Raw genomic sequence first — 22,269 nt, 5'->3', positions numbered from 1 at the left:
GAAGCGCGCCCCGCAACGAACCGCACGGTTTCACTGCACAGAGGCCACCCATGCGCATCAATCCCATCGTGCCGGTCCTGAGCCTGGCCATCGCCATGCTGGCCGGGTCGGCGTTGTTCGGCGTACCGCAGGTGGTCGCGCAGGGGGCGTCGTCGACGGGCGCGGCCGCGGCGAACATCGACGCACGTCCGTTCCCGCGTGACTTCACCGTGCAGGGCACCAGCTTCAGCGTGCACCAGCCGCAGTACGACAGCTGGGAGGGCAACCAGCTCAAGGGCCGCTTCGTGATGGCCGTGAAGTCGGGCATCCACACCGGCAAGGACGGCAAGTCGGAGCCGTCGTACGACTACGGCGTCGTGCAGTTCCAGGCGCGCACCGAGATCGACAAGGAAGCGCGTGCGGTGGTGCTGACCGACCTGCAGCTGCCATCGGCGAGCTTCCCGACGGCGACCGCCAAGCAGGACCAGTACCTGAACCTGGCGCGGCAGCAGCTCAAGACCAAGTCGACCCTGACCGTGTCGCTGGACATGCTCGAATCGGCAATGGCGATAGCGGAGGTCGACGCCAAGATGCCGGCGTCGCTGCCGGTCAGGAACGACCCGCCCGACATCATCTTCAGCACCACGCCGGCGGTGCTGCTGCTCGTCGACGGCAATCCGGTGCTCAAGCCCAGCGGCGTGTCGGGCGTGCAACGGGTGATCAACACCCGCTCGCTGCTGTTGCAGCAAGGCGGCAAGTACTACACCAACGTCGCCGGGCACTGGTCGACGGCACCCGCGCTGAGCGGCCCGTGGACCGCGGCTGCCAGCGTCGACGCGGCGCTGACGCAGGCGATGACGAAGGCCGGCAAGGACGTCGACACGTTCGACAATCCGCCCGATGCGCTCAAGCAGGACTTCGCTTCTGGCAGGGCGCCCGACATCTACGTACGCACGCATCCGTCGGAACTGATCTCCGTGCAGGGCGAGCCGCAGTTCCTCGCCATCCCGGGCACGAAGCTGAGCTACATCGACAATACCGGCGCCGACGTGATCCTCGACAGCGCTGCCGACAATGCCTGGTACGTGCTGGTGTCGGGCCGCTGGTTCACTGCCGCGACCAGCAAGGGACCGTGGCGCCATGTGTCGCCGTCGAGCCTGCCGGCCGAGTTCGCGAAGATCCCGCCGGACAGCCCGAAGAGCGGCGTGCTGGCGTCGATCCCGAACACGCCTGAATCGCGCGAAGCGCTGATCGCCAACGACATTCCGCAGAACGCGACGATCAAGCGCGACCAGGCCAAGCTCAACGTGCAGTACGACGGCGCGCCGCAGTTCGTCTCGATCGGCGGCACCACGCTGCAGTACGCGCACAACACCGCCGTGCCGGTGATCAAGGTCGCCGCCAACAGTTTCTACGCGGTCGACAAGGGCATCTGGTTCAACGCCAGCTCGGCGACCGGTCCGTGGACCGTGGCAACCAGCGTGCCGGCGGAGATCTATTCGATCCCGACCAGCTCGCCGCTGCATTACGTCACCTACGTGCGCGTGTACGGCAGCAGCGACGACGAGGTGTACGTCGGTTACACACCGGGCTATTACGGCACGGTGGTGACCGACAACGTGGTCGTGTATGGCACCGGCTACGCCTGCGACCCGTGGGTCGGCGCGTACTGGTACGGCTGCCCGGCGACCTACGGCATGGGCGTGTACTTCGGCTGGAACGCCTGGGTCGGATGGACGTTCGGTTACGGCTGGGGCTGGTACGGCGGCTGGTACGGTCCCTACAGCCCCTGGTGGGGCCCGTGGTACGGCCCGGGTTACGGCTGGGGCTACTGGGGCGGTGGCGCGGCCGCGTGGAATGTCTATGGGCATTGGGGCAACGCGGCCGTCCGCGGTACCGCTGCTGCATGGGCCGATCCGTGGACCGGCAATGTCGGTCGCGCTGGTCGCGGTGGTTACTACAACGAGGCCACCGGTGGTCGCGGCGTCGGCCGTGCCGGCGTCAACACCAACATCTACACCGGCACCACGCGCGCCGGCGCGCAGGGCATCCGCTACAACCCGCAGACCGGTCGCGTCGTCGCCGGTAGCGGCGGCGTGGCGGTCAATCCGTATACCGGCCAAGCGGCGGCAGGCGGCAGTCGCACCACGGTGAACACCAACACGGGCCGGGTGACGCAGAGCGCCGGTGGCGCCGTGGCCGGCCCCAATGGCGCAGCCGGTGGCGGTGCGTTCAACAGCCAGGGCGATCGCGTCGATGCCAAGGGCGCGGGCGGTTTCCACTACAACTCCAACACCGGCGAGCTCAGTCGTGGCGGCGTGGTCAACGTCAACGACAACGTCTACGCCGGCAAGGACGGCAACGTCTACAAGCACGACGAGAACGGCTGGAGCCAGGTCACGCGTCCGGATTCGTCGAGGAACCCGGGAGGCGAGACGCGCCAGCTGGACAGCGAACGCATGGCGCGCGACCGCGGCAACGAGCGCATTACCGGCGGCAGCTACGGCGGGCGCCCGTCGAACATGGGTTCTGGTGGCGGCTACAACCGGCCCGCTGGCGGCTACAACCGACCGGCCGGTGGTTACAACCGGCCGGTGGGCGGCTTCCGTCCCAGCATGGGTGGCGGTCGCATGGGCGGCGGCGGATTCAGGCGGCGGTGATCTAGCGACGGAAATCCGGCGACGCTGACAACAACGGCCGGGGGGCCTGAATGAACAAAACGATTCGTGGATCCATCCTTGCAGCGGCCATCAGCGCCGCTGCCATTCTCAGCCCGGCGCGCGCCACAGAAGGCGCGGTCGGCCGCCCGATCACCGGCCTGCAAGCGGCCTCGTATTCGGGCCTGATTCCGCCCACGCCGGGCTGGAACATGCAGATCGGCTACGCCTACTACTCCGGCGACATCGGCGGCGAGCGCGAGATTCCGATCGGCGGTGTCAGTTCGCTCGGCCTGACCGGCACGTTCGACCTGCTCACCGTCACCGGTCTGTACATCTGGGACACCGGCGAAGGTCGCTGGAACTTCGCCTCGATGGCGACGATCCCCTTCGTCTATGTCGAAGCCGATGCCGACGTGCGCCTGGGCCCGATCACCGGCACCCGCGGCGACAGCGACAGCGGCCTGTTCGATGCGTTCTTCGCGCCGGTGATCGCCAGCTACCACATCGACCAGCTGCGCCACGTCTCGCTGTCGCTGTACATCTACGCACCGACCGGCGACTACGAAGTCGGGCGCCTGGCCAATCCCAGCCTCAACAACTGGACCTTCTCGCCGACGGTTGGTTATACCCAGCTGTTCCAGAAGGGCACGCTGGAGTGGAGCACCACGACCGCGGTCGACATCTACACGGAGAACGAAGCCACCGATTACCAGAACGGCGCGGTGTTCCGCGTCGACTCACTGCTGGTCAAGCGCTTCACCAACGGCTGGGGCATCGGCGGCGTCGGTGGCTGGATCGAGCAGATCGAAGACGACGACAGTGCGATCGCCGACCGCCTGGACGGCTTCAAGGGCCACTCGCTCGCGCTGGGACCGATCGCCACCTACGCGAAGAAGTGGGACGGCGGCCAGGTCGAATTCTCGGCGCGCTGGCTGAAGGAGTTCGATGTCGAGAACCGCCTCAAGGGCGATCCGTTCATGCTTTCGGCCAGCATCACGTTCTGAGCTGACTTCCCGCAAACAACCTGGGACACCGGATGAAGCCACTGCTGGCAACGATCACTCTCACTTTGTTCGCACCTGCACTCGCACTCGCCCAGCAGGCCGCCGGCGGCGAGTCCGCCGACGAGATCGCGCGCAAGCTCAACGACCCAGGCGCACCGATGGTGTCGGTGCCGCTCCAGTACAACTACATGGGCGACGCGGGACCGGGCAACTGCTGTCACAACCAGAACCTCAAGATCCAGCCGGTGATCCCGTTCATCGGCGAGAACGGCAAGTTCCTGCTGCGTCCGATCCTGCCGCTGGTGTCCAACGAGTTTCCACAGGACAAGAGCGGTGTCGGCGATCTGTTCGTCCAGGGCTACTACATTCCCAACACCACCGGCACGACCGAGTTGGGCTTCGGGCCGGCGGCACTGCTCGATACAGCCAGCGATGACAGCCTCGGCACGGGCAAGTGGTCGCTGGGTCCGGCGTTCGTGCTGATACACAAGACCGCTGACAGGAAGTGGACGATCGGCGCACTCGCCAATCATGTCTGGTCGATCGCCGGCGACAGCGATCGCGACGATGTCAGCCTCACCAATCTCCAACCGTTCTTCACGCGCAACCTGCAAGACGGATGGTCGGTGTCGTTCACCTCCGAGACCTCGTACAACTGGAAGGGATCGTCGGGCAACGAATGGACGGTTCCGATCGGCGGCACCGTGGCCAAGGTCGTCCGCTTCGGCCACATCCCCGTCAGTTTCGGGCTCGGCGGCTTCTACAACGTCGACCGGCCCGAGTTCGTCAATCGTTGGACGGCGCGGTTCTCGATCACGCTGGCGTTTCCGAAGTAGCGCCGCATGCGGATACAAGCGGTGGTCCTGACGCTGTCTTTGGCGCTCCTGGCGTCGCCACCGTCGGTTGCCGCTGACGCGGCGGCGCCAGAGGCACCGGCGAAGGAGGGATTTCGCGAACTCCTTCACGACCCCGCCGACGGCAAATTCGACATGTCGCGCTGGCTGCTCGAGCACAAGGGGTTCCTGCCCGTGCCGATCATCATCACCGACCCCGCCGTCGGCACGGGCGGTGGCATCGCCCTGACCTTCTTCCACAAGCCAGCAGGCGCAACCGCGCGCACCGGTGAGGACGGACGCAAGAGGATGGTTACGCCCGACATCTACGGCTTCGGTGCCATGCGCACGTCCAACGGCAGCCAGGCCTACGGTGCCGGTGCCATCGTGCACTTCGACGACGACCGCTGGCGTTACCGCGGCGGCGTCGCCAAGACCGATATCAACCTGGACTTCTACACGCCCGGGCAGTTCCTGCCACCGCAGCAGATCGGTTACAACATGGACGGCATCATGTCGTTGCAGCAGGTGTTCAAGCGCCTGGGGAAGCAGGACCTGTTCCTGGGGCTGGCGTGGATCTACATGGACCTGGACATCGGATTCGACGTCGAGTCCGACAGCGAGCGGTTCAGCCCGAAGGAACTCAGTGAACGCAGCTCCGGCCTGGGCCTGTCGCTGGAGTTCGACAACCGCGACAACACGTTCACGCCCAACAGCGGCTGGCTGGGGATGATCGAAGGCAACTTCTACGATGATCTGATCGGCAGCGACAACGACTTCCAGAGCTATCGCGGCCATGCCTTTGGCTATCTGCCCTTCGGCCATGCGCACTCGGGCGGCAATCGCTTCGTTCTGGGAGGCCGCGCCGACGTGCGCTGGGCCAACGGCGACATCCCGTTCTACCGGCTGCCCTATATCGACCTGCGTGGTATCGGCTCGGCCCGCTACCAGGACACACGAGCGGCGACGCTGGAGACCGAGCTGCGCTGGAACATGACACCGCGCTGGGCGCTGATTGCGTTCGCCGGTGCCGGTCGCACCTGGGGCCGGCACAACAGCTTTGGTGATGGCCGCAGCGAAGTCGCCAAAGGCACCGGCGTGCGCTACCTGATCGCGCGCCAGCTCGGTCTCTACACGGGCATCGATTATGCATGGGGCCCGGAGGACGAAACGTTCTACATCCAGGTCGGCAGCGCCTGGCACTGATCTCTTCACTGCATCGCAACGCGCGCGCACATGGAAGCAGCGCTGTCCTCACGTCGCATTAGCGTCGCGTCCGTATCGTCCGACGAGACCCTTTTCGCCACGGAGCACGCGATGTCCGGCCCCCAGGATAGGAAGGATCCGCCCATTCATCGCTCCCGCAAATCCGACACCTCCCGCCCGGACGACAAGGGCGCTGGCGAGCGGGCGCGACGCAAGCGCCACGAGAGTGACAACCTCGATGAGGCGCTGAATGAAACCTTTCCCGCCAGCGATCCGGTATCGCCGTTCGTGCCGGCAAAGCCGAGGCATTGATTGGACATGGCCGGCGCGATCGATCGCGCACAACGCAGCAACGGTCGGGTGCTGGACCTGGTCCTCACCCGCAAGCGCGGCATCCACGAAAAAGCCACGCGGCAGTGGGCCGCGCAGCAACTGGCGACGGTTCTGGGTTGTGCCTTCGACGGCGAGTACGTCGCCGGCAGCGAGCAGGACGGGCCCGTCTATTTCGTCCCCGATCGCACGCTGCTGACTGCCGAGGCCGAACGCGTCGGCATCGGCAGCCCGGAGGATCTGTTTGGCGGCGTGGTGCCCTACCCGTTCGTGGCGACCAAATCGATCACCCATCCAGCGCCGGACGGCGCGCGCGATCTCCCCGAAGGCTGGTCGCATGCGCTCGGCGATGCACTGGCGCCGTTCGTGCTTCCTGGCGTGACCGTGTTCAACCTGGACGATGCCCGTCGCGCAGGACGCACTCTGCTGGCCGCCGGGATGCCCATCCGCAGCAAGCCCGGCCACGGCATCGGCGGCTCCGGCCAACGCGTCGTCGCTACGGAGCAGGAGCTCGACGCGGCAATCGACAGCCTCGATGCCACTGCCATCGGCCAAGCCGGCCTGGTGCTCGAACTGAACCTGGCGACGGCAACCACCTACAGCGTTGGCGTGCTGATGGTCGGCCCGATTGCCCTGGCCTACAGCGGCACGCAACGGACCACGCGCAACCACGCCGGGCACGAGGTCTATGGCGGCTCGACGCTGCGTTGCCGGCGCGGGAGCCTCGTCGACCTGTTGCGTGCCGCCGCCGATGAGGACGAGCGCCGCGCCGTCACGGCCTCGATTGGCTATGACCGCGAGGTCGGGCGTGCCTATCCGCAGTTCTACGCGTCGCGTCGCAACTACGACATCGTCCACGGCAGGGACGGCGCCGGCGAAGTGCGCTGCGGCGTGCTGGAGCAGTCGTGGCGATTCGGCGGGGCATCGCCGGCCGAGGTGCTGGCGTTGCGCGCATTCAACGAGGATCCCGCACTGGCGCGGATCTGCGTGTCCTCCTGCGAGGTCTACGACCTGGTGGACGTCCCGGTCGGGGCCGAAGTTTCCTTCCGTGGCGAGGACCCCGTGGTCGGATCGATCACCAAGTACGCCATCGTCGAAGCCTACGATGCGCCGGCATGCGCACCCTCGGGCGGCGAAGTGCGCGACAGTGAGCGTCATGGACATCCGGCTTGAGACCGTCGAGCTTGACGTCGAGGACGAGCGCATCTGCGGCACTGTCCTGTCCCCGGCCGCGCGCCTGCCCGGAGTGTTGTTCGTGCACGGCTGGGGCGGCAGCCAGGAACACGACCTGGTGCGCGCGCGCGAGGCGGCCGGCATCGGCTGCGTCTGCCTGACGTTCGACCTGCGCGGGCACGAGCGCACCGCGCGTCATTGGGAGAACGTCAATCGCCCGCAGAACCTCGCCGACCTGCTCGCCGCCTACGACTGGCTGGTGCGGCGCCCCAATGTCGACCCGACCGCAATCGCGGTGGTCGGCATCAGCTACGGCGGCTACCTGGCTGCGCTGCTGACGGCGTTGCGCCCGGTGCACTGGCTGACGCTGCGTTCGCCGGCGCTGTACAAGGACGAAGGCTGGGACCTGCCGAAGCTGCGCCTGCACGTCGACACGGACCTGCGCGCGTACCGCCGCAGCACGCTGCGCTGGGACCAGAACCGTGCCCTGCGCGCCTGCGCCGACTATCGCGGCCACGCGTTGCTGGTCGCCGCCGAACACGACGAGATCGTGCCCGAGGCGGTGATCGACAACTACGCCGAAGCCTTCCGGCATGCCCACTCGCTGACCCGGCGTACGGTCGACGGGGCCGATCATGCCTTCACCGAGAAGCCTGCCCAGAAGGCTTACACCGCGATCCTGATCAAGTGGTTGAGCGAGATGATCATGGGCGCGCGCGAGGAGGCCGCCGGGCTGCGCATGCGCGAACGGGTCAAGTTGGTCGAGCCGCCGCGCAGCTGAGCGTCAGCCGCGCGGTCCGCCCATCACCGGCAGGATCACGCCGTTGACATAGGACGCGCACACCGGCGAAGCGAGGAAGACGAACGCCGGCGATATTTCCTCCGGCTGTGCCGGCCGGCCCATGTCGCTTTGCTTGCCGAACTCCTGGACTTCCTTGGCGGAGCGATCGGCAGGGTTGAGCGGCGTCCACACCGGGCCCGGCGCCACCGCATTGACGCGGATGCCTCGCTCGAGCAGGTTGCTCGCCAGCGACTTGGTGAAGGCGTGGATCGCACCCTTGGTCGCCGAGTAGTCGAGCAGGTGCTTGCTTCCGAAGATGCCGGTCTCCGAACCGCAGTTGATGATGCTGCCACCGCGCTTGATGTGCGGCACGGCAGCACGCGCCATGTGGAAGTAGCCGGCGATGTTGGTCTGCAGGGTTTCCTGCAGGTGCTCGTTGGTCAGGCTCTCCAGTGAATCGCTGTGCTGCTGGAAGGCAGCATTGTTGACCAGGATGTCGAGGCGGTCGAAGGCCTGCACCACGGCCGCGACCGCGGCGTTGCAGAACTTGGGATCCTTGACGTCACCCGGGATCAGCAGACAACGCTGGCCCTCCCTTTCGATCTGCTTGCAGGTCGCCTCGGCGTCTTCGTGCTCGTTCAGATAGACGATCGCGACGTCGGCGCCCTCGCGCGCGAAAAGCACAGCGACTGCGCGGCCAATGCCGGAATCGCCACCGGTGACCAGCGCGACCATGCCGTCGAGCTTGCCGCTGCCGCGGTAGTCGGGCGCCAGGTAGCGTGGCTTTGGCGTGAGTTCGTGTTCGTTGCCGGGCTTGACCAGATGCTGGGCAGGCATCGGATTCTGCGGCTGGGTGCGCTCGCCGGCCTGCACGGGCTTCTTCTCTTCCGGCGCCTTGGCCTTGGGCTTGCCCTTGTCGCGCGCATCGACCTGCTTCTGGATCTTCCGCTGCGTGGCGACGGTCGCGGCTGTGTTCGACGCGACCGACTTCTTCACTGGTGCCTTCTTCGCGACTGCCTTTTTCGCGGATGCCCTGACGGCCATGCCCACCTCCAGATGAAGCAAAAACAAAACCCCTCTCCCACGCAGCGCGGGAGAGGGGCGGCGTCGCGGTTGCCTGTTACTTCTTGGCGACCGTCAACGCGGACGCATCGACGCTCTTGACGCCCTTGATCTTCTTGGCGACGGCGACGGCCTTGTCGGCGCTCGCCTTGTTGTCGACGGTACCGGCGAGCTTGACGGTGCCATTGACGGTCTCCACGTCGATCGTCGTGCCCGGCACGTCGGCCGTGGCCATCAGGTCGGTCTTGACCTTGGTGGTGATCCACGTATCGCTGGCAGGCTGCGAAGAATCGGCTTCTTCGGCTTCCATTGACTGGGCCTTGTCCTGGGCAAGCAGCTGCATCGGCATGGCCAGCGCAACAAGTAGCGATGCGCCTGCGATCATGGAAAATTTCGTCTTCATGCTCATGTATTGCTCCGGTTCGATGTGCGGCCAGTGTGCGTATCGGCGCCTGTACCGCTGCGTGAAGACGCCGATAACCGCGCGTTGATGCTGGGGTGGGGTTCATCGATGCGAGGTCCACGTGTACAGCCCTGTACGCGACACCGTGTTGCACCAGCGGCGCTGCCGACGTGACCAATGCCATGGTCGGCCGCCGCCAATGCACGCCAAGATGGCGCAGACCCCAGCGAGTGCGACCACGATGACGTTGACCCGTATTGGCATTGCCGCATTTCTGTACTCCACCGCACTGACCGCAACCGCGGCCGACGCATGCCTCGCGCAGGCGCTGCCTCCGCTCGATGCCAGTGCCCTGAAAGGACAGATCGTCGTGTCCACGCTCGCGCCCGATGGCGCCCGCGACACGCGCGTGTTGGCAACCCCTTCGGCGACACCGTTGAAAGGCGACGAAGGTTTCCGCATCGCCAGCGTGACCAAGACTTACGTCGCCGCCACTGCGCTGCGGCTGCACGAAGCCGGCAAGCTCGACCTGCAATCGACAATCGACCAGTACCTGCCTGCGCAATGGATCGATCTGCTCAGGCGCGATGGCTACAACCCCGGCGAGATCACCGTGCGCCAGCTGCTGAGCCATACCTCGGGCTTGGCCGACCATGCGCAGGCACCGCAGTTCATCGCCACGGTCAAGGCCAACCCCGCGACGAAGTGGACCCCGTCGGAGGATGTCGAGCATCTGGTCGAATGGACGCAGCCGGTCGGCAAGCCCGGCGAGAAGTATTCGTACTCCGATACCGGCTACATCCTGCTCGGCACGATCATCGAGCGCGTCAGTGGCCAGCCGCTGCCGAAGGCGGTTCGCACGCAGCTGGCGCTCAGCGGCCGCGGCCTGCCCGATACCTACTGGGAACGCGCCGAACCGGCACGCGGCCGCACGCGCGCGCACCAGTTCTTCGAGGGCGAAGACACCTACGACTGGGATCCGTCGATGGACCTGTACGGCGGCGGCGGCATCGTCGCCACGCCCGCCGACATGGCGACGTTCTTCGACGCGTTGCTGGCCGGGCGGATCTTCCGCAACGGCGCCACGCTGGCGCTGATGCAGTCCCCGGTCGGCCTGCCCGCCGACAGCCCCTACCGCCTTGGCCTGCTCACCTATTCGTTCGACGGTGTCGCCGCGACCGGCCATTCCGGCTTCTGGGGGACGCTGGTGGTTCGCGAGCCGGTGTCGGGCCGGACCATCGCCGGCGCGGTCACGCGCCGCGAGGAGTTCGACCAGCTCAAGGCCCTGGTCGGCCGCTACGTCGGCGCCGCCAATGCCGCCGCCCGGGCCGGTGGCAAGGGCGGATGCGGGTCGCCGCCACGCCCGGAGTAAACTGGGCGGCATGAAGATCTTCAAGGCATTCACCCTGGAGGCAGCGCACCGCCTGCCGAACGTCCCCCCGGGGCACAAGTGCGCTCGCCTGCACGGGCACAGTTTCCGCATCGAGATCCACGTCGAGGGCGAGATCGATGCGCACCTGGGCTGGGTCATGGACTTCAGCGACCTCAAGGCCGCCTTCCAGCCGCTGTACGACCGCCTCGACCACCACTACCTCAACGACATCGACGGCCTCGACAACCCGACCAGCGAACGCCTGGCGGTGTGGATCTGGGACAACCTCAAACCGGCACTGCCGCTGTTGTCGGAAGTGGTGGTGCACGAGACCTGCACCTCCGGCTGCCATTACCGCGGCAGCTGAGCGTTCGCTATTTGACGGTCGGACGCAGCAGCGAGCCGAAGGTCAGGTACCACGAGCTCTCGCCATCGTCGTTGCCGCCGTAGGCCAGGAACATCGGCCCCAGCGGCGTGCTGAAGCCGATGAAGAGGCTGCCGGCGAGGATCAGGTCGTCGGCATCCACCAGGTCCTTGCTGAACCATGCGTTGCCTGTCTCCAGGCTGGCGCCGACGTACATCGGCAACGAGAACAGGCGACTGGTATTGCCGGTGCGCCGATACAGCACCGCGCGCGCCAGCGCGGTCTGGTTGCCGAACAGCGCGCGCTCGTCGAAGCCGGACAGGTTGAGGAACCCGCCGAGGAAGCCCTGGGTCTGGAAGAAATTGTCGTCTTCCAGCGCGCTGCTGAAACGCGCGCCCAGCAGCAGGTGGTAGCGGCCCCACGCGCGTGCCCAGTCGGCGGTGAGGCGGGCGACGTTGCCTTCGACATCCGCGCCCATCACGTCGTAGTAGGTTTCCAGGTCGACACTGACGCGCGTGCCCTTGGTCGGGAAGTTGATGTTGTCCAGCGTGTCCCAGGTGGCGTTGTAGTCGACGCCGGCGTAACCCTCCTTGCCGCCGCTGAAATCATTGGGATTGCCGATCAGCAGGTCGGCACGGTCACGGCCGCGCATCAACTGGGCGGATACACGCCATTCCGGCTCCGGGGTGTAGCCAGCTTCCAGCGCGACCTCGCGGCGATTGATGCGGAACTCCGCCAGCTGGTTGCCATTCGCCCACAGTGGCAGTGATTCGTTGCGCAGCTCCAGCGATGGTTTCAGGTAGAACGCGCCGGTCTCGCCGAAGGGTTGGTAGAACTCCGACAACAGGCCGGTGATGCGGCCCAGTCGACCGACGTTGCGCCACTCGGCGCCGAGGCTGTTGATGTTGTTGAACGTCAGCTCGGCCGAAACCATGTAGCTGTTGCGGCCGTTGAAGTTGTCGTCGAGCTGGAAACCAAGCTTGCCGAAGGCGCGCCACGGTTTGTCGACCGGAATGATCTCCAGCCCCATCTCGCCGTTGCGTTCGCTCAGCCGGTAGTCGATCTGCTGGAAGCGGCCATCGCCGTAAGCGGTGCCCAGGTCCTTCTCGATCTCGTCGACATCGAACGGCTTGTCGAGATTCTCGGCCACGGCGCGTTCGACCTGGCGGTTGGCCGAGGGCGAGTCGACCTTGATGACGTCGAGGAACTGCACCAGCCCGGGGTCGAAGCTGCGTTGCCGCTGGCTCTCGCGGTACGAGGCGTAGGTGGCTTCGTCGACGGCCATCGCGCGCAACTGCGGCAATGCGGCCTCGGCGGCCTTCTCGCCGATCGCGATCGCTTCGGCGCCGCGATTGAACTCCGAGGCGGTGATGTCGCCCAGCTCGGGGCGGATCAGCACGTCCTGGTCACCCAGCGTGGCCAGTTGCGCTCGCACCTTCTCGGCCATCAGCGCGCTGATCATCTGGTCCATGATCGCCAGCGGGTTGGTCAGTGTCGCCTCGGTGTGCAGCGGCGAGCCAACGTCGACCACGATCAGCCGCTGCGCGCCCATCTTGCGCACGACGTCGACCGGCACGTTGTCGGCCATGCCACCGTCGACCAGCAGGCGGTTGTCGATGCGCACCGGCGCGAATGCGCCGGGCACCGACATGCTCGAGCGGATCGCCAGTGCGAGGTCGCCATCCTCGAATACGACCTTGTCGCCGGTGATGATGTCGGCGGCGACGGCGCGGAATGGGATCGGCAACTGGTCGAAGTCCTTCACGTTCCACGTCGACAAGGTCAACCGGCGCAAAAGCAGCAACAGCTTCTGTCCCTGCACGATGCCGACCGGCAGCACCACGCGGCCGTCGGCGTAGCCGATCTCCAGGTCGAGCAGGTAACGGAAGTCGGCATCCTTGCGCCGCATCGGCTGGCCAGCGCGCGGCGGGTCGTCGACGAACATGTCGGCCCAGTCGATGGTCTCGATCAGCGTTTCCATTTCGGCCGGTGTGTAGCCGGTGGCGTACAGGCCACCAACAATCGAGCCCATGCTGGTGCCGGCGACCCGGCACACCGGGATGCGTTCGCGCTCGAGCACCTTCAGGACGCCGACGTGGGCCGAACCGCGGGCACCGCCGCCGCCCAGGACCAGGCCCACGCACGGGGGTTGGGCCGCGCCCTGGGCCACGGCCGAGGCGACCGGCAGCAGGGCCAAGAGAGCGGCCAGGGCGGCCAGCCGGCCCAGGCCGTGCCGCGATGCGGCGCGCAGGAGGCGGGAACAGGCTCGGAAAGTGGCGGGCACGAGGTCTCGCATCATCTTCTGGTCATCCTGGAAGGCCATCATCCCTGCTGCGGCGCATTCAGACCGTGACACGGAGTCACGTGGCGACCGCGTGACGCCATTGTGCCAGCCGGCCCCGTCGGCCAGACCCGACCCACCGCTGAACCTGCCCCTCCGGGCATGTTGCACTGCAACACAAACGGGGTTATGCTGCACCGCACAATCCGAACTCCCCCCGGATTGCCCCCAGATCGAACCACCTATCGGAGTCCACCATGTACCAGCCGTTCAACGAGCAATTCGCCGCCGCGACGCGCCAGTTCGCGGAGACCGCCGCGCAGGTGAACCGTCTCGCCCTCGCCAATGCCGAGGCCGTCTTCGGCCTGCAGCTGGCCGCGATCGAAGACCGCGTCAACGCCACGTTCGCCTTCCTCGGCGAAGCCGCCGAAGTGCGTGACTTCGAAGCCGCCAAGTCGCTGCTGCCCAAGGGCGTGCAGGTGGCTCGCGAGAACCTCGAGCGCAGCGTGAGCACCGGTCAGGAAGTTTTCGGCCGCACGCTCAAGACCCACGGCGCGATCACCGAGCTGGCCAAGGCCCAGTTCGAGACCTCGGCCAAGGAAGTGCAGACGAGCGTCGACAACACCATCAAGGCCGCCAACAAGGCTGCCAAGTAAGCATCAAGCGAACAAGTATTCAGATACGCGAAACAGCCGCCTCTCTCCAGGGTTACTGATTTCCTTTATCTCTCCCCGCCAACCCCTCCCGGCGGTGGATTTGAAACCCGGCAGCGAAAGCTGTCGGGTTTTTTCTTTGGCGCTGACGAACGGCTGGCCGACCGCGCGTCGCATCCGCGTTGCCTTTTTGTGGAGCCCGACCCGCGTGGTCGGTGCAGTCACTGCCAGTGAAAGCCAGGGAGCGGCGCCATGTCCGACGTCTCCGATCATCTCAAAGCGGGATTCCACGGGCTGTCGCTCGACGAAGCCCTGCAGTTGCCCACGTCCGCCCTGCTCGGCGTCAGCGACGCCGCGACGCTCGCGCTCAAGCGCATCGGCGTGCAGACGCTGTTCGACCTGGGCGCGTCGTGGTTGTTCGCCAACGCCAGCACCGCCATGGCGAACGCCACCGCCGAGCCCGGAACCTCCGATGCGCATCTGCTGGAGCCGCCGGCGCCGGAGGATCCACGGGATCCAGGACTGCGCCCGCTGCAGGCATTGCGCGGGATCTCCGATGAGGATGCGGCGCAGATCACCCAGGCACTGGGCATCGAGACCATCCGCGAGTTCGCGCTGTGGCCGCCGCGCGTGGTCGCGCACGCACTGATGAGCCAGGCCAGCGGCGCCGGCATCGATGGCGAGGATGTCCATGCCGAAGCGCTACGTCCGCGCCTGGGCGAATACCCCACCGAGCGCGTGTACTACGACTCGCTGGTAATGCTTGGGATGGCCGCCGGTTCCGGCCAGGAACCGTTGACGGGCACCATCTCGCTGCAACCGGTCGTCGACGACCCGGCCGGCTTCGGCCAGCCGGCAGTGGGCGCGCTGGTGACGCTGTCGCAGTCCTGGTATGCCAAGGGCATCACCCTGGGCCACATGCTGCATTCGCTTGCCCTCGCACCGGGCGAAGCAACGCGGATCGCGGTGATCGACTGGTCGCGGCGCACGCGCGCCAGCGTCTCGGAGAGCATCGAGGAAGCCGAGGCCCTCGACAGCGCCAGCGAGCATTCGCGCGCGATCAGCGAAGTCCAGAATGCGGTCGCCAACGAGATGCAATCCGGCGGCTCGATGAGTTCGGGCTGGGCCAAGTCGACCAGCAAGGGCAAGTCGGGCGGCTTCAGCATCGGCGGCGGCGTCGCCGGCGCCGTCAGCGGCGTGACCGGCGCCCTGGGCTTCGGCGGTGGCAGCGCCAGCTCCTCGCAGTCCTCGGAAACCAACAGCGAAGCCAGCAGCAGTTCGTGGTCGATCGGCAACCGCTCGGTGATGGCAGAGATGTCGCAGCGCGTGAACGACCGCACCGAGCAGCACTCGACGTCGGTGCGCAACCGCCGCGCCTCGGCGGTGCGCGAGGTGTCGCAATCGGAGCACGAGGAAGTCAGCACGCGCGTGGTCGCCAACTATAACCACATGCATGCGCTGACGATCCAGTACTACGAGGTGGTGCAGGTCTACCGCGTGCTGGTGCAGGTGCATTCGGTGCAGCGGGTGCTGTTCCTGCCGTTCCAGTTGCTGGACTTCAGCACCGACGGCGCCGCCGACGTGGTCTCGAGATTCCGCGGGCAGTTGCTCGGTGCCGCGCTGAACCAGCGCGTGGTCTCGCTGCTGCTCGACGACCGCGGCGCGGTCGAGATCCGCTCGGCCATCCGCGTGCAGTTGCCGCCGATCTTCAGCGATGTCGTGCTGGCCGGCGGCGGAACCGCCACCACGCTGATGGCGCGATCGGTTGCGGGCACTGAAAGCACGCCCCCCGCGCCCGCGCCAAATCCACCGACGCCACCGACCACGACCGGCGGCGGCGTGCTGACCGCGCCCGGGTCGTTGACCCTGCCGGTACGTCGCATCACCAGCCCCGGCCCCGTGCTCGACACTGTCGCCGGCGACGTCGAACTGGTGGCGGTTTCCTTCGATGGCGTCCGCGTCGACCGCGTGCGACTGGACCAGGCCGGCGTGCCCGCCGACGCCACCACTTTCGCCGTACCCAACACCACGTTCCAGGTCGACTTTCCCGGCGGCATGCCGCTGCGCAATGTCACCGCGATCCACGTCAGCAAGATCGACGCCGACGCCGATTCCGGCACCATGACGCTGCATTACCGCACCGCCACCCAGCAGCTGGCGTTGCCGGTTCCGCTGGACCTGCCGGCGGGCACGGCGATGCAGAAGGTCGCCTTCCTCGCTGCCGACCCTGCCAATCGCAAGAACGAACTGATGGCGCACCTGCAGGCCAACCGTTCCTATTACACGCAGGCCGTGCTGGCGAACATCGACACCGCGACGCTGGTGATGCTGTTGTCGCGTTTTACCTGGAAGGGCAAGCCGCTGGTCGATCAGGTCGAGCCAAAACCATTGGCGATGACCGGCAACTACCTGGTGCTGCGTGCACCGGTCGAGGACGACGAACCCTCGGGCATCGACGACACCGCCTGGGGCACGCTGCTGAGCGAACGCTCGCTGACGCTGGCGCAGCGCGACGACCGCCTGGTCCCGATCCCGACCGGCGGCGTGTTCGCCGAGGCCGTACTGGGTCGATCGAACTCCGCCGAGAAGCTCGACATCACCCGCTTCTGGAACTGGCAGGATTCGCCAATCCCGCTGCAGCCGACAGAGATCGCGCCGATCAGTACCGGCAGCCGCGGCAGCACTGAAGACCTGCGACCGGGCCAGCTTGGCGCGCCCGTGCTCAACGTCCTCAATCCCACTTCCCTCCCCGACCCCGCAGGCCTGAGCGCGGCCATTACCGCGCTGGCCAACGGCAGCATGTTCCGCGACATGAGCGGACTGGCGGGCACGCAGGCGCTGGCCCAGGCCGCCTCGTCGGGCACGCTCGATGCCGCAACCGAAGCCGGACGCATCGCGAGCACCAACCTCAAGACGGTCACCGACCAGGCCGTGGCCATGGGCCAGGCGGCAGCGGACATGTGGAAGACGGCACAAGCGAACAAGCCTGGTGGCGGCGGCGGCGGCGGTGGTGGCGGCGGTGGCGGAACCGGATCGAGTGTTTCCGCCGACGGCGCACGCATCAACCACGGCCGCGACATGGACCAGCGCGGCGTTCCTGGCGCTGCGGGCAGTACTTCAGGCGGCGCAGCCGGCAGTGGCTTCAAGGTCACCGAACAGCAAAGCGAGTTCCAGGCAGCCGGCGGCGGCGGCAGTGGCTCTGGCTTTGTCGCGCCGATTTCGCGCGAGCTGGCATTCGCCGACACCGCGGCCACCGGCGTGTCGCCGAGCCTGCTGGCGGGAACGACGCAGGCGCTCAACTCCGCATCCACCACCGCCCTGGCATCGATGGGCGCGATTGGCTTGCCGCTGGTCGCGGCGAAGGTCCTGGACCTGGTGCTGCTGAAAGTGTTCAAGGACGACGTGAACGCATCGGGCATGTCGTTGCAGGGCGTCACCTTGCGTCCCATGCGGGAACACAAGCACGGTGCGGCGTACAGCGGCATCGGCTTCATGGCCTGGACCAACAGCGCCACCGACGTCTACGTCGATGTGGAGGCCTATATCGCGCTGGTGAACACCGCAGAAAGCAACGGCAGGACCACCGCCGATGCCGAGCTGCTCTCGCGCGCCATGATGGTCGCGGTGCTGCGCCACGAAGCGATCCACGTCGCCCAGTTCAAGCAGTCCGGGCGTCCGCAGAACTTCAAGGCGATGCTCGACTTCGAGCGCTCGGCCTACGGCTGCACGCCACCGGCGCCGCATCCCAACAACACCCAAGGCTGGCTGGCCGACACCACCGCTGCGGGAGCCAGGCACTTCTACGTCAACGTGATGAAGCTGTCCGACGCCGACGCCACGATAGTGATCACGAGGTTGAAGGCCTCGTTCGACCCGACCTGCGCCTCGCTGGACGCCATCAATACCGACACCGCGACGGCCCCGAACCCGACCGCGCTCAGCCAGGCGATCAAAGACGGAATGATCAGCGAGCAGCTGCTGCCGGAGAGCCTGGACCAGCAGACCGTGAAGCCCTACACGATCACGGAGATGTACAAGGCCAAGTAGGAGCCCGACGTTCCTGGGTTCCCGCCTTCGCGGGAACCACAGGCAGAGCCCGATCAGAAGCTGGCGCGCACGCCCAGCGAGTAGGTTTCGGTGGCATCGCTCAGCGCCGCGCCGGCATGCAGGCGCCAGGTCTTGTCGAATGCGTACACCGCGCCGAAGTCCGCGAAGGCATGGCCGTCGTAGCCGCGGTTGTAGTCCGTGTAGCCAAGATAGGCATTGGCCGTCAGCTTGTCGGTGACGCGGCCCATCACACCGGTGGTGACGTAACCGCCGTCCATGTGCTCGCGATCGCTCATTCCGGACATCGAGGTCTTCAGGGTGTGGCGATCGTATGCGACCCTCGTCACCCAGTCGGCTCGGCTGCCGATCGACGCATTGAAGCCGGCGCCGAGCGACCAGTGACTGTCCTTGGCGTCGACGTTGGCGGTGCGCTCGCCCTTCACTTCGCCGTATTCGCCGAACATGAAGAAGTTGTCGGTGAGGGCGTACGACCCGCTGAGCTTGCCGCCGTCCATGTCGAAACCGTCGCCGTCGGCGTAGACGTAATCCAGCTGAGTGTAGTTGTAGCCGATGCCATTGGCCTCGCTGGCCTGCGCCGCGATCGGAGCGGCGATGACGACAAGCGCCATGGCCATCAGGGTCTTCCTCATCTGTTGTGTTCCTTGCGTGGGGGATTTGCGGCGCGTAGCGTCCGCGATCGCCCACGGCGAACGCCATGGGACAATCTCGCAGGGATGCATGGCTTGGATTCGTCTTGCGTTGATGCGTGAGACGAATCCCATTGACGGCGAGGTCTGGATGGATCCCGGCATTCGCCGGGATGACGTGAGATTGCTGATGGGTCACGGGCCTGGATCCCGGCGTTCGCCGGGATGACGGATGGCTCCCACAAACAAACAGCCCGCCGATTGGCGGGCTGTTTGCATTCGCAACGCTTCAGGCGATCAGGTCGCCGGGCGCGTCAGCGGTTCCTCTTCGTCGTCGTGGACCAGCACCGGCTTCTCGTCGAGCTTGTCGCCGAGCACGCGGCGCACCGCCACGTAGAACACCGGGATCAGCAGCAGGCCCAGGAAGGTGGCGAAGATCATGCCGCCGATCACGCCCGTGCCGATCGCATGACGCGAGTTGGCGCCGGCGCCGCTGGAGATGGCCAGCGGGAACACGCCCATGATGAACGCGAACGAGGTCATCAGGATCGGACGGAAGCGCAGGTGCGCCGCCTCGATCGTCGCCTCGCGCAGCGTCTTGCCGTGCTGGCGCTGCTCGATCGCGAACTCGACGATCAGGATCGCGTTCTTCGCCGCCAGGCCAATCACCGTGATCAGGCCGATCTTGAAGTAGATGTCGTTGGGCAGGCCGCGCAGCAGCGAGAACAGCACCGCACCCAGCGCACCCAGCGGCACCACCAGCAGCACCGCCACCGGCACCGACCAGCTCTCGTACAACGCCGCCAGGCACAGGAACACCACCAGGATCGACAACGCCAGCAGCGCCGGCGCCTGGTTGCCCGAGAGGATTTCCTGGTACGACTGGCCCGTCCAGTCGTAGCCGAAGCCTTCCGGCAGATCCTCCTCGACGATCTTCTGCATCTCGTTCATCGCCTCGCCCGAGCTGTGGCCCGGTGCCTGCGAACCGACGATTTCCACCGCCGAGTAACCGTTGTAACGGGTCAGCGACGGCGATGCGGTGATCCAGTGGCTCTTGACCACGTTCGACAACGGAATCATCGCGCCGTTGGGATCGGTGTCGTCGGGATCGCCATCGGGACTGGGCGTGTAGAAGTTGGCCAGCGAACCCGGACCGGTGCGGTACGGTGCGTCGGCCTGCATCGTCACGCGCTTGACGCGACCGGAGTCGACGAAGTCGTTGACGTACACCGGCGCCAGCATCAGCTGGATCGAGTTGTAGATGTCCGACACCGACAGGCCCATCGACTGCGCCTGCACGCGGTCGACGTCGAGCTTGAGCTGCGGCGCCTCCTCAAGCTGGTTCGGGCGCACCGCGGTCAGCGCCGGGTTCTGGTTGGCCTTGCCCAGCAGCGTGTTGCGCGCCTCTGCAAGCGCGTCACGGCCCTTGCCGCCACGGTCCTGCAGGTACATGTCGAAACCGCCGAACTGACCCAGGCCGCTGACCGTGGGCAGGTTGATCACGAAGATCTGCGCGTCGCGGATGCCATACAGCGCCATGTTGGCGTTCTGGATGAACTCGCTGGCCGTGACCTTGCGCTCTTCCCACGGCTTGAGGCGGATGAAGGCGATGCCGACGTTCTCGCCCTGGCCGACGAAGCTGAAGCCGGAGACCTGGAAGATGCCGTCGAAGCCTTCCTGCTTCTGCATGGTCGAGCGGACCTGGTCGAGCACGGCGTTGGTGCGCGTGATCGACGCGCCCGGCGGGAGGCCGATCAGGGCGATCGCATAGCCCTGGTCTTCCTCGGGCAGGAAGCTGCCCGGCATGCGCGTGAACAGGAAGCCGCACAGCACCACCAGCAGGCCGAACACCATCATCCAGCGCGGCGTGTGCTTGATCGCGCCGCCGATGTGGCCGATGTAGGTGCCGCTGACCTTGTCGTACAACTTGTTGAAGTTGCGGAAGACGAAGTTGTCGCGGTGGTGGTCGGCGGTCGGCTTGAGCAGCGTCGCGCACAGCGCCGGGGTGAAGCCCAGCGCGAGGAACGCCGAGAAGAACATCGCCATGGCAATGGTGATGGCGAACTGCTTGTAGATCTCGCCGGCCGAACCGCCCTGGAACGCCGACGGGATGAACACCGCCGCCAGCACCACGGTGATCGCAACGACCGCGCCGCTGATCTGGCTCATCGACTTGCGCGTGGCCGCCTTGGGCGACAGGCCCTCCTCGGTCATGATGCGTTCGACGTTCTCGATCACGACGATCGCGTCGTCGACCACGATGCCGATCGCCAGCACCATGCCGAACAGACTGAGCTGGTTGATGGTGAAGCCGATGAAGTACATGCCCAGGAACGTGCCGAGCAATGCGATCGGGATGACCAGGGTCGGGATCAGCGTAGCGCGCAGGTTCTGCAGGAAGATCAGCATCACCAGGAAGACCAGCACGATCGCTTCGAACAGGGTCTTGATCACTTCCTTGATCGAGACCGAGACGAAGGTCGAGCTGTCGTACGGCGAGAACCAGGTCACGCCCGGCGGGAAGGTGCTCTGCAGCTCCTCCATGCGCTGGTACACGGCCTCGGCCACGCCCAGTGCATTGGCGCCGGGTGCGAGCTGGATGGCGAAGCCGGCGGCCGGCTGGCCGTCCCAGCGGCTGTCGAAGCCGTAGGAGGTCGCCCCCAGGCCAATCCGTGCCACGTCACGCAGGCGCACGCTGGTGCCGTCGGTGTTGGTGCGCAGGATGATGTTGCCGAACTGCTCGGGCGTGCTGAAGCGGCCCTCGGCCGACACCGTCGCGGTGAACGCCTGCCCGGCCGGTGCCGGATCGGCGCCGATCTTGCCGGCGGCGAACTGCACGTTCTGGCCACGCACCGCGGTCAGCACCTGGGTCGCCGACAGGCCAAAGCCGCGCAGCTTGTCCGGGTTCAGCCAGATGTTCATGGCGTATTCGCTGCCGAACTGCTGGGTGCTGCCCACGCCCGGCACGCGCGCGATCTGGTCGAGCACGCGCGAACCGATGATGTCGCTGAGGCTGTCGCGGTCGAAGCGTTCGCTGTCGGCGCGCAGTGCCACCACCATCAGGAAGCCGGCGTTGGCCTTGGCCACCACCACGCCCTGCTGGGTCACTTCGGTCGGCAGTCGCGGCGTTGCCAGCGCGACCTTGTTCTGCACCTGCACCTGGGCGATGTCCGGGTCGGTGCCCGGTGCGAACGTCAGGGTGATGTTGGAACCGCCGCTCGAACTCGACGAGGAGTTGAAGTAGACGAGGTTGTCGATGCCGGTGAGCTGCTGCTCGATCACCTGGGTGACCGCGCCTTCAGCCGTCTCGGCGCTCGCGCCCGGGTACGACGCCGACACGGTGACCTGCGGCGGGGCGATGCTCGGGTACGACTCGACACCGAGGTTGAAGATCGCCAGCACGCCGCACAGCGATATCAGGATCGCGATGACCCAGGCGAAGACCGGGTGGTTGATGAAGAATCTGGACATGGC

Annotated in this window: 16 protein-coding genes; 11 read left to right on the top strand and 5 right to left on the bottom strand. The window is 66.5% G+C overall.

From position 1 onward, the window contains the following. Positions 1-50: 50 nt before the first annotated feature. From AC3A3Q_RS10740 to AC3A3Q_RS10710, 7 genes are all read left to right on the top strand, one after another. Complete coding sequence (locus AC3A3Q_RS10740; RefSeq protein WP_487586247.1) at positions 51-2,639, top strand: hypothetical protein; 2,589 nt, start codon at positions 51-53, stop codon at positions 2,637-2,639. Between the two features lie 50 nt (positions 2,640-2,689). Continuing rightward, positions 2,690-3,643, top strand: coding sequence for a SphA family protein (locus AC3A3Q_RS10735; RefSeq protein WP_487586246.1), 954 nt, complete (start codon positions 2,690-2,692; stop codon positions 3,641-3,643). A gap of 32 nt (positions 3,644-3,675) precedes the next feature. Then, positions 3,676-4,479, top strand: a complete 804-nt coding sequence (locus AC3A3Q_RS10730) for a hypothetical protein (RefSeq protein WP_487586245.1) — start codon at positions 3,676-3,678, stop codon at positions 4,477-4,479. A 153-nt stretch (positions 4,480-4,632) separates the two neighbouring features. Further along, complete coding sequence (locus AC3A3Q_RS10725) at positions 4,633-5,682, top strand: BamA/TamA family outer membrane protein (RefSeq protein ID WP_487586244.1); 1,050 nt, start codon at positions 4,633-4,635, stop codon at positions 5,680-5,682. A gap of 30 nt (positions 5,683-5,712) precedes the next feature. After that, on the top strand, positions 5,713-5,994 hold the full coding sequence (locus tag AC3A3Q_RS10720) for a hypothetical protein (protein WP_487586243.1): 282 nt from the start codon (positions 5,713-5,715) through the stop codon (positions 5,992-5,994). A gap of 6 nt (positions 5,995-6,000) precedes the next feature. After that, positions 6,001-7,185 (top strand): DUF3182 family protein, encoded by a 1,185-nt coding sequence (locus tag AC3A3Q_RS10715; protein WP_487586242.1) that lies wholly within the window; start codon positions 6,001-6,003, stop codon positions 7,183-7,185. Then, complete coding sequence (locus AC3A3Q_RS10710; RefSeq protein WP_487586241.1) at positions 7,169-7,966, top strand: alpha/beta hydrolase family protein; 798 nt, start codon at positions 7,169-7,171, stop codon at positions 7,964-7,966. The genes AC3A3Q_RS10715 and AC3A3Q_RS10710 overlap by 17 nt, the downstream gene beginning before the upstream one ends. 3 nt (positions 7,967-7,969) lie before the next feature. On the opposite strand, the gene AC3A3Q_RS10705 is transcribed toward AC3A3Q_RS10710, so the two are convergent. Further along, positions 7,970-9,010, bottom strand: coding sequence for an SDR family oxidoreductase (locus tag AC3A3Q_RS10705; protein WP_487586240.1), 1,041 nt, complete (start codon positions 9,008-9,010; stop codon positions 7,970-7,972). A 76-nt stretch (positions 9,011-9,086) separates the two neighbouring features. Then, positions 9,087-9,437 carry a BON domain-containing protein gene (locus tag AC3A3Q_RS10700; protein ID WP_487586239.1) on the bottom strand — a complete coding sequence of 117 codons (351 nt, stop codon included), beginning with the start codon at positions 9,435-9,437 and terminating at the stop codon, positions 9,087-9,089. Positions 9,438-9,642: 205 nt separating this feature from the next. Here AC3A3Q_RS10700 and AC3A3Q_RS10695 point away from each other — a divergent pair, with 205 nt between their 5' ends. Together AC3A3Q_RS10695 and queD are read left to right on the top strand one after the other, a co-directional pair. Then, positions 9,643-10,803, top strand: a complete 1,161-nt coding sequence (locus AC3A3Q_RS10695; RefSeq protein ID WP_487586238.1) for a serine hydrolase domain-containing protein — start codon at positions 9,643-9,645, stop codon at positions 10,801-10,803. A 10-nt stretch (positions 10,804-10,813) separates the two neighbouring features. Beyond that, a complete protein-coding gene (queD, locus tag AC3A3Q_RS10690) occupies positions 10,814-11,170 on the top strand; it encodes a 6-carboxytetrahydropterin synthase QueD (protein ID WP_487586237.1) in 357 nt (118 codons plus the stop codon). Between the two features lie 7 nt (positions 11,171-11,177). Here the strand turns inward: queD and AC3A3Q_RS10685 are convergent, their stop codons facing one another. Continuing rightward, the gene (locus tag AC3A3Q_RS10685; protein ID WP_487586236.1) at positions 11,178-13,490 is read right to left on the bottom strand and encodes a patatin-like phospholipase family protein; all 2,313 of its coding nucleotides are present in this window, start codon (positions 13,488-13,490) and stop codon (positions 11,178-11,180) included. 215 nt (positions 13,491-13,705) lie between these two features. On the opposite strand from AC3A3Q_RS10685, the gene AC3A3Q_RS10680 reads away from it, so the two are divergent. After that, complete coding sequence (locus tag AC3A3Q_RS10680; protein WP_158732293.1) at positions 13,706-14,104, top strand: phasin family protein; 399 nt, start codon at positions 13,706-13,708, stop codon at positions 14,102-14,104. A 249-nt stretch (positions 14,105-14,353) separates the two neighbouring features. Next, the gene (locus AC3A3Q_RS10675; protein WP_487586235.1) at positions 14,354-18,148 is read left to right on the top strand and encodes a hypothetical protein; all 3,795 of its coding nucleotides are present in this window, start codon (positions 14,354-14,356) and stop codon (positions 18,146-18,148) included. A 53-nt stretch (positions 18,149-18,201) separates the two neighbouring features. Here the strand turns inward: AC3A3Q_RS10675 and AC3A3Q_RS10670 are convergent, their stop codons facing one another. Together AC3A3Q_RS10670 and AC3A3Q_RS10665 are read right to left on the bottom strand one after the other, a co-directional pair. Then, complete coding sequence (locus tag AC3A3Q_RS10670; RefSeq protein ID WP_487586234.1) at positions 18,202-18,798, bottom strand: hypothetical protein; 597 nt, start codon at positions 18,796-18,798, stop codon at positions 18,202-18,204. A 294-nt stretch (positions 18,799-19,092) separates the two neighbouring features. After that, positions 19,093-22,266, bottom strand: a complete 3,174-nt coding sequence (locus tag AC3A3Q_RS10665) for a multidrug efflux RND transporter permease subunit (protein WP_487586233.1) — start codon at positions 22,264-22,266, stop codon at positions 19,093-19,095. Between the last annotated feature and the right edge of the window lie 3 nt (positions 22,267-22,269).

Source organism: Lysobacter sp. Soil_C_59, assembly GCF_057656415.1.
The sequence above is the reverse complement of the archived record's forward strand: the minus strand, read 5'-3'. Positions and strand labels throughout refer to the sequence as shown.

What these genes read in the sequence shown, in the direction of transcription:
- AC3A3Q_RS10675 (WP_487586235.1), top strand. Translation starts at nt 14,354, where the DNA reads ATGTCCGACGTCTCCGATCATCTCAAAGCGGGATTCCACGGGCTGTCG.
- queD (WP_487586237.1), top strand. Translation starts at nt 10,814, where the DNA reads ATGAAGATCTTCAAGGCATTCACCCTGGAGGCAGCGCACCGCCTGCCG.
- AC3A3Q_RS10735 (WP_487586246.1), top strand. Translation starts at nt 2,690, where the DNA reads ATGAACAAAACGATTCGTGGATCCATCCTTGCAGCGGCCATCAGCGCC.
- AC3A3Q_RS10695 (WP_487586238.1), top strand. Translation starts at nt 9,643, where the DNA reads ATGGCGCAGACCCCAGCGAGTGCGACCACGATGACGTTGACCCGTATT.
- AC3A3Q_RS10730 (WP_487586245.1), top strand. Translation starts at nt 3,676, where the DNA reads ATGAAGCCACTGCTGGCAACGATCACTCTCACTTTGTTCGCACCTGCA.
- AC3A3Q_RS10710 (WP_487586241.1), top strand. Translation starts at nt 7,169, where the DNA reads ATGGACATCCGGCTTGAGACCGTCGAGCTTGACGTCGAGGACGAGCGC.
- AC3A3Q_RS10705 (WP_487586240.1), bottom strand. Translation starts at nt 9,010, where the DNA reads ATGGCCGTCAGGGCATCCGCGAAAAAGGCAGTCGCGAAGAAGGCACCA.
- AC3A3Q_RS10670 (WP_487586234.1), bottom strand. Translation starts at nt 18,798, where the DNA reads ATGAGGAAGACCCTGATGGCCATGGCGCTTGTCGTCATCGCCGCTCCG.
- AC3A3Q_RS10685 (WP_487586236.1), bottom strand. Translation starts at nt 13,490, where the DNA reads ATGGCCTTCCAGGATGACCAGAAGATGATGCGAGACCTCGTGCCCGCC.
- AC3A3Q_RS10740 (WP_487586247.1), top strand. Translation starts at nt 51, where the DNA reads ATGCGCATCAATCCCATCGTGCCGGTCCTGAGCCTGGCCATCGCCATG.
- AC3A3Q_RS10725 (WP_487586244.1), top strand. Translation starts at nt 4,633, where the DNA reads ATGTCGCGCTGGCTGCTCGAGCACAAGGGGTTCCTGCCCGTGCCGATC.
- AC3A3Q_RS10680 (WP_158732293.1), top strand. Translation starts at nt 13,706, where the DNA reads ATGTACCAGCCGTTCAACGAGCAATTCGCCGCCGCGACGCGCCAGTTC.
- AC3A3Q_RS10715 (WP_487586242.1), top strand. Translation starts at nt 6,001, where the DNA reads ATGGCCGGCGCGATCGATCGCGCACAACGCAGCAACGGTCGGGTGCTG.
- AC3A3Q_RS10720 (WP_487586243.1), top strand. Translation starts at nt 5,713, where the DNA reads ATGGAAGCAGCGCTGTCCTCACGTCGCATTAGCGTCGCGTCCGTATCG.
- AC3A3Q_RS10665 (WP_487586233.1), bottom strand. Translation starts at nt 22,266, where the DNA reads ATGTCCAGATTCTTCATCAACCACCCGGTCTTCGCCTGGGTCATCGCG.
- AC3A3Q_RS10700 (WP_487586239.1), bottom strand. Translation starts at nt 9,437, where the DNA reads ATGAGCATGAAGACGAAATTTTCCATGATCGCAGGCGCATCGCTACTT.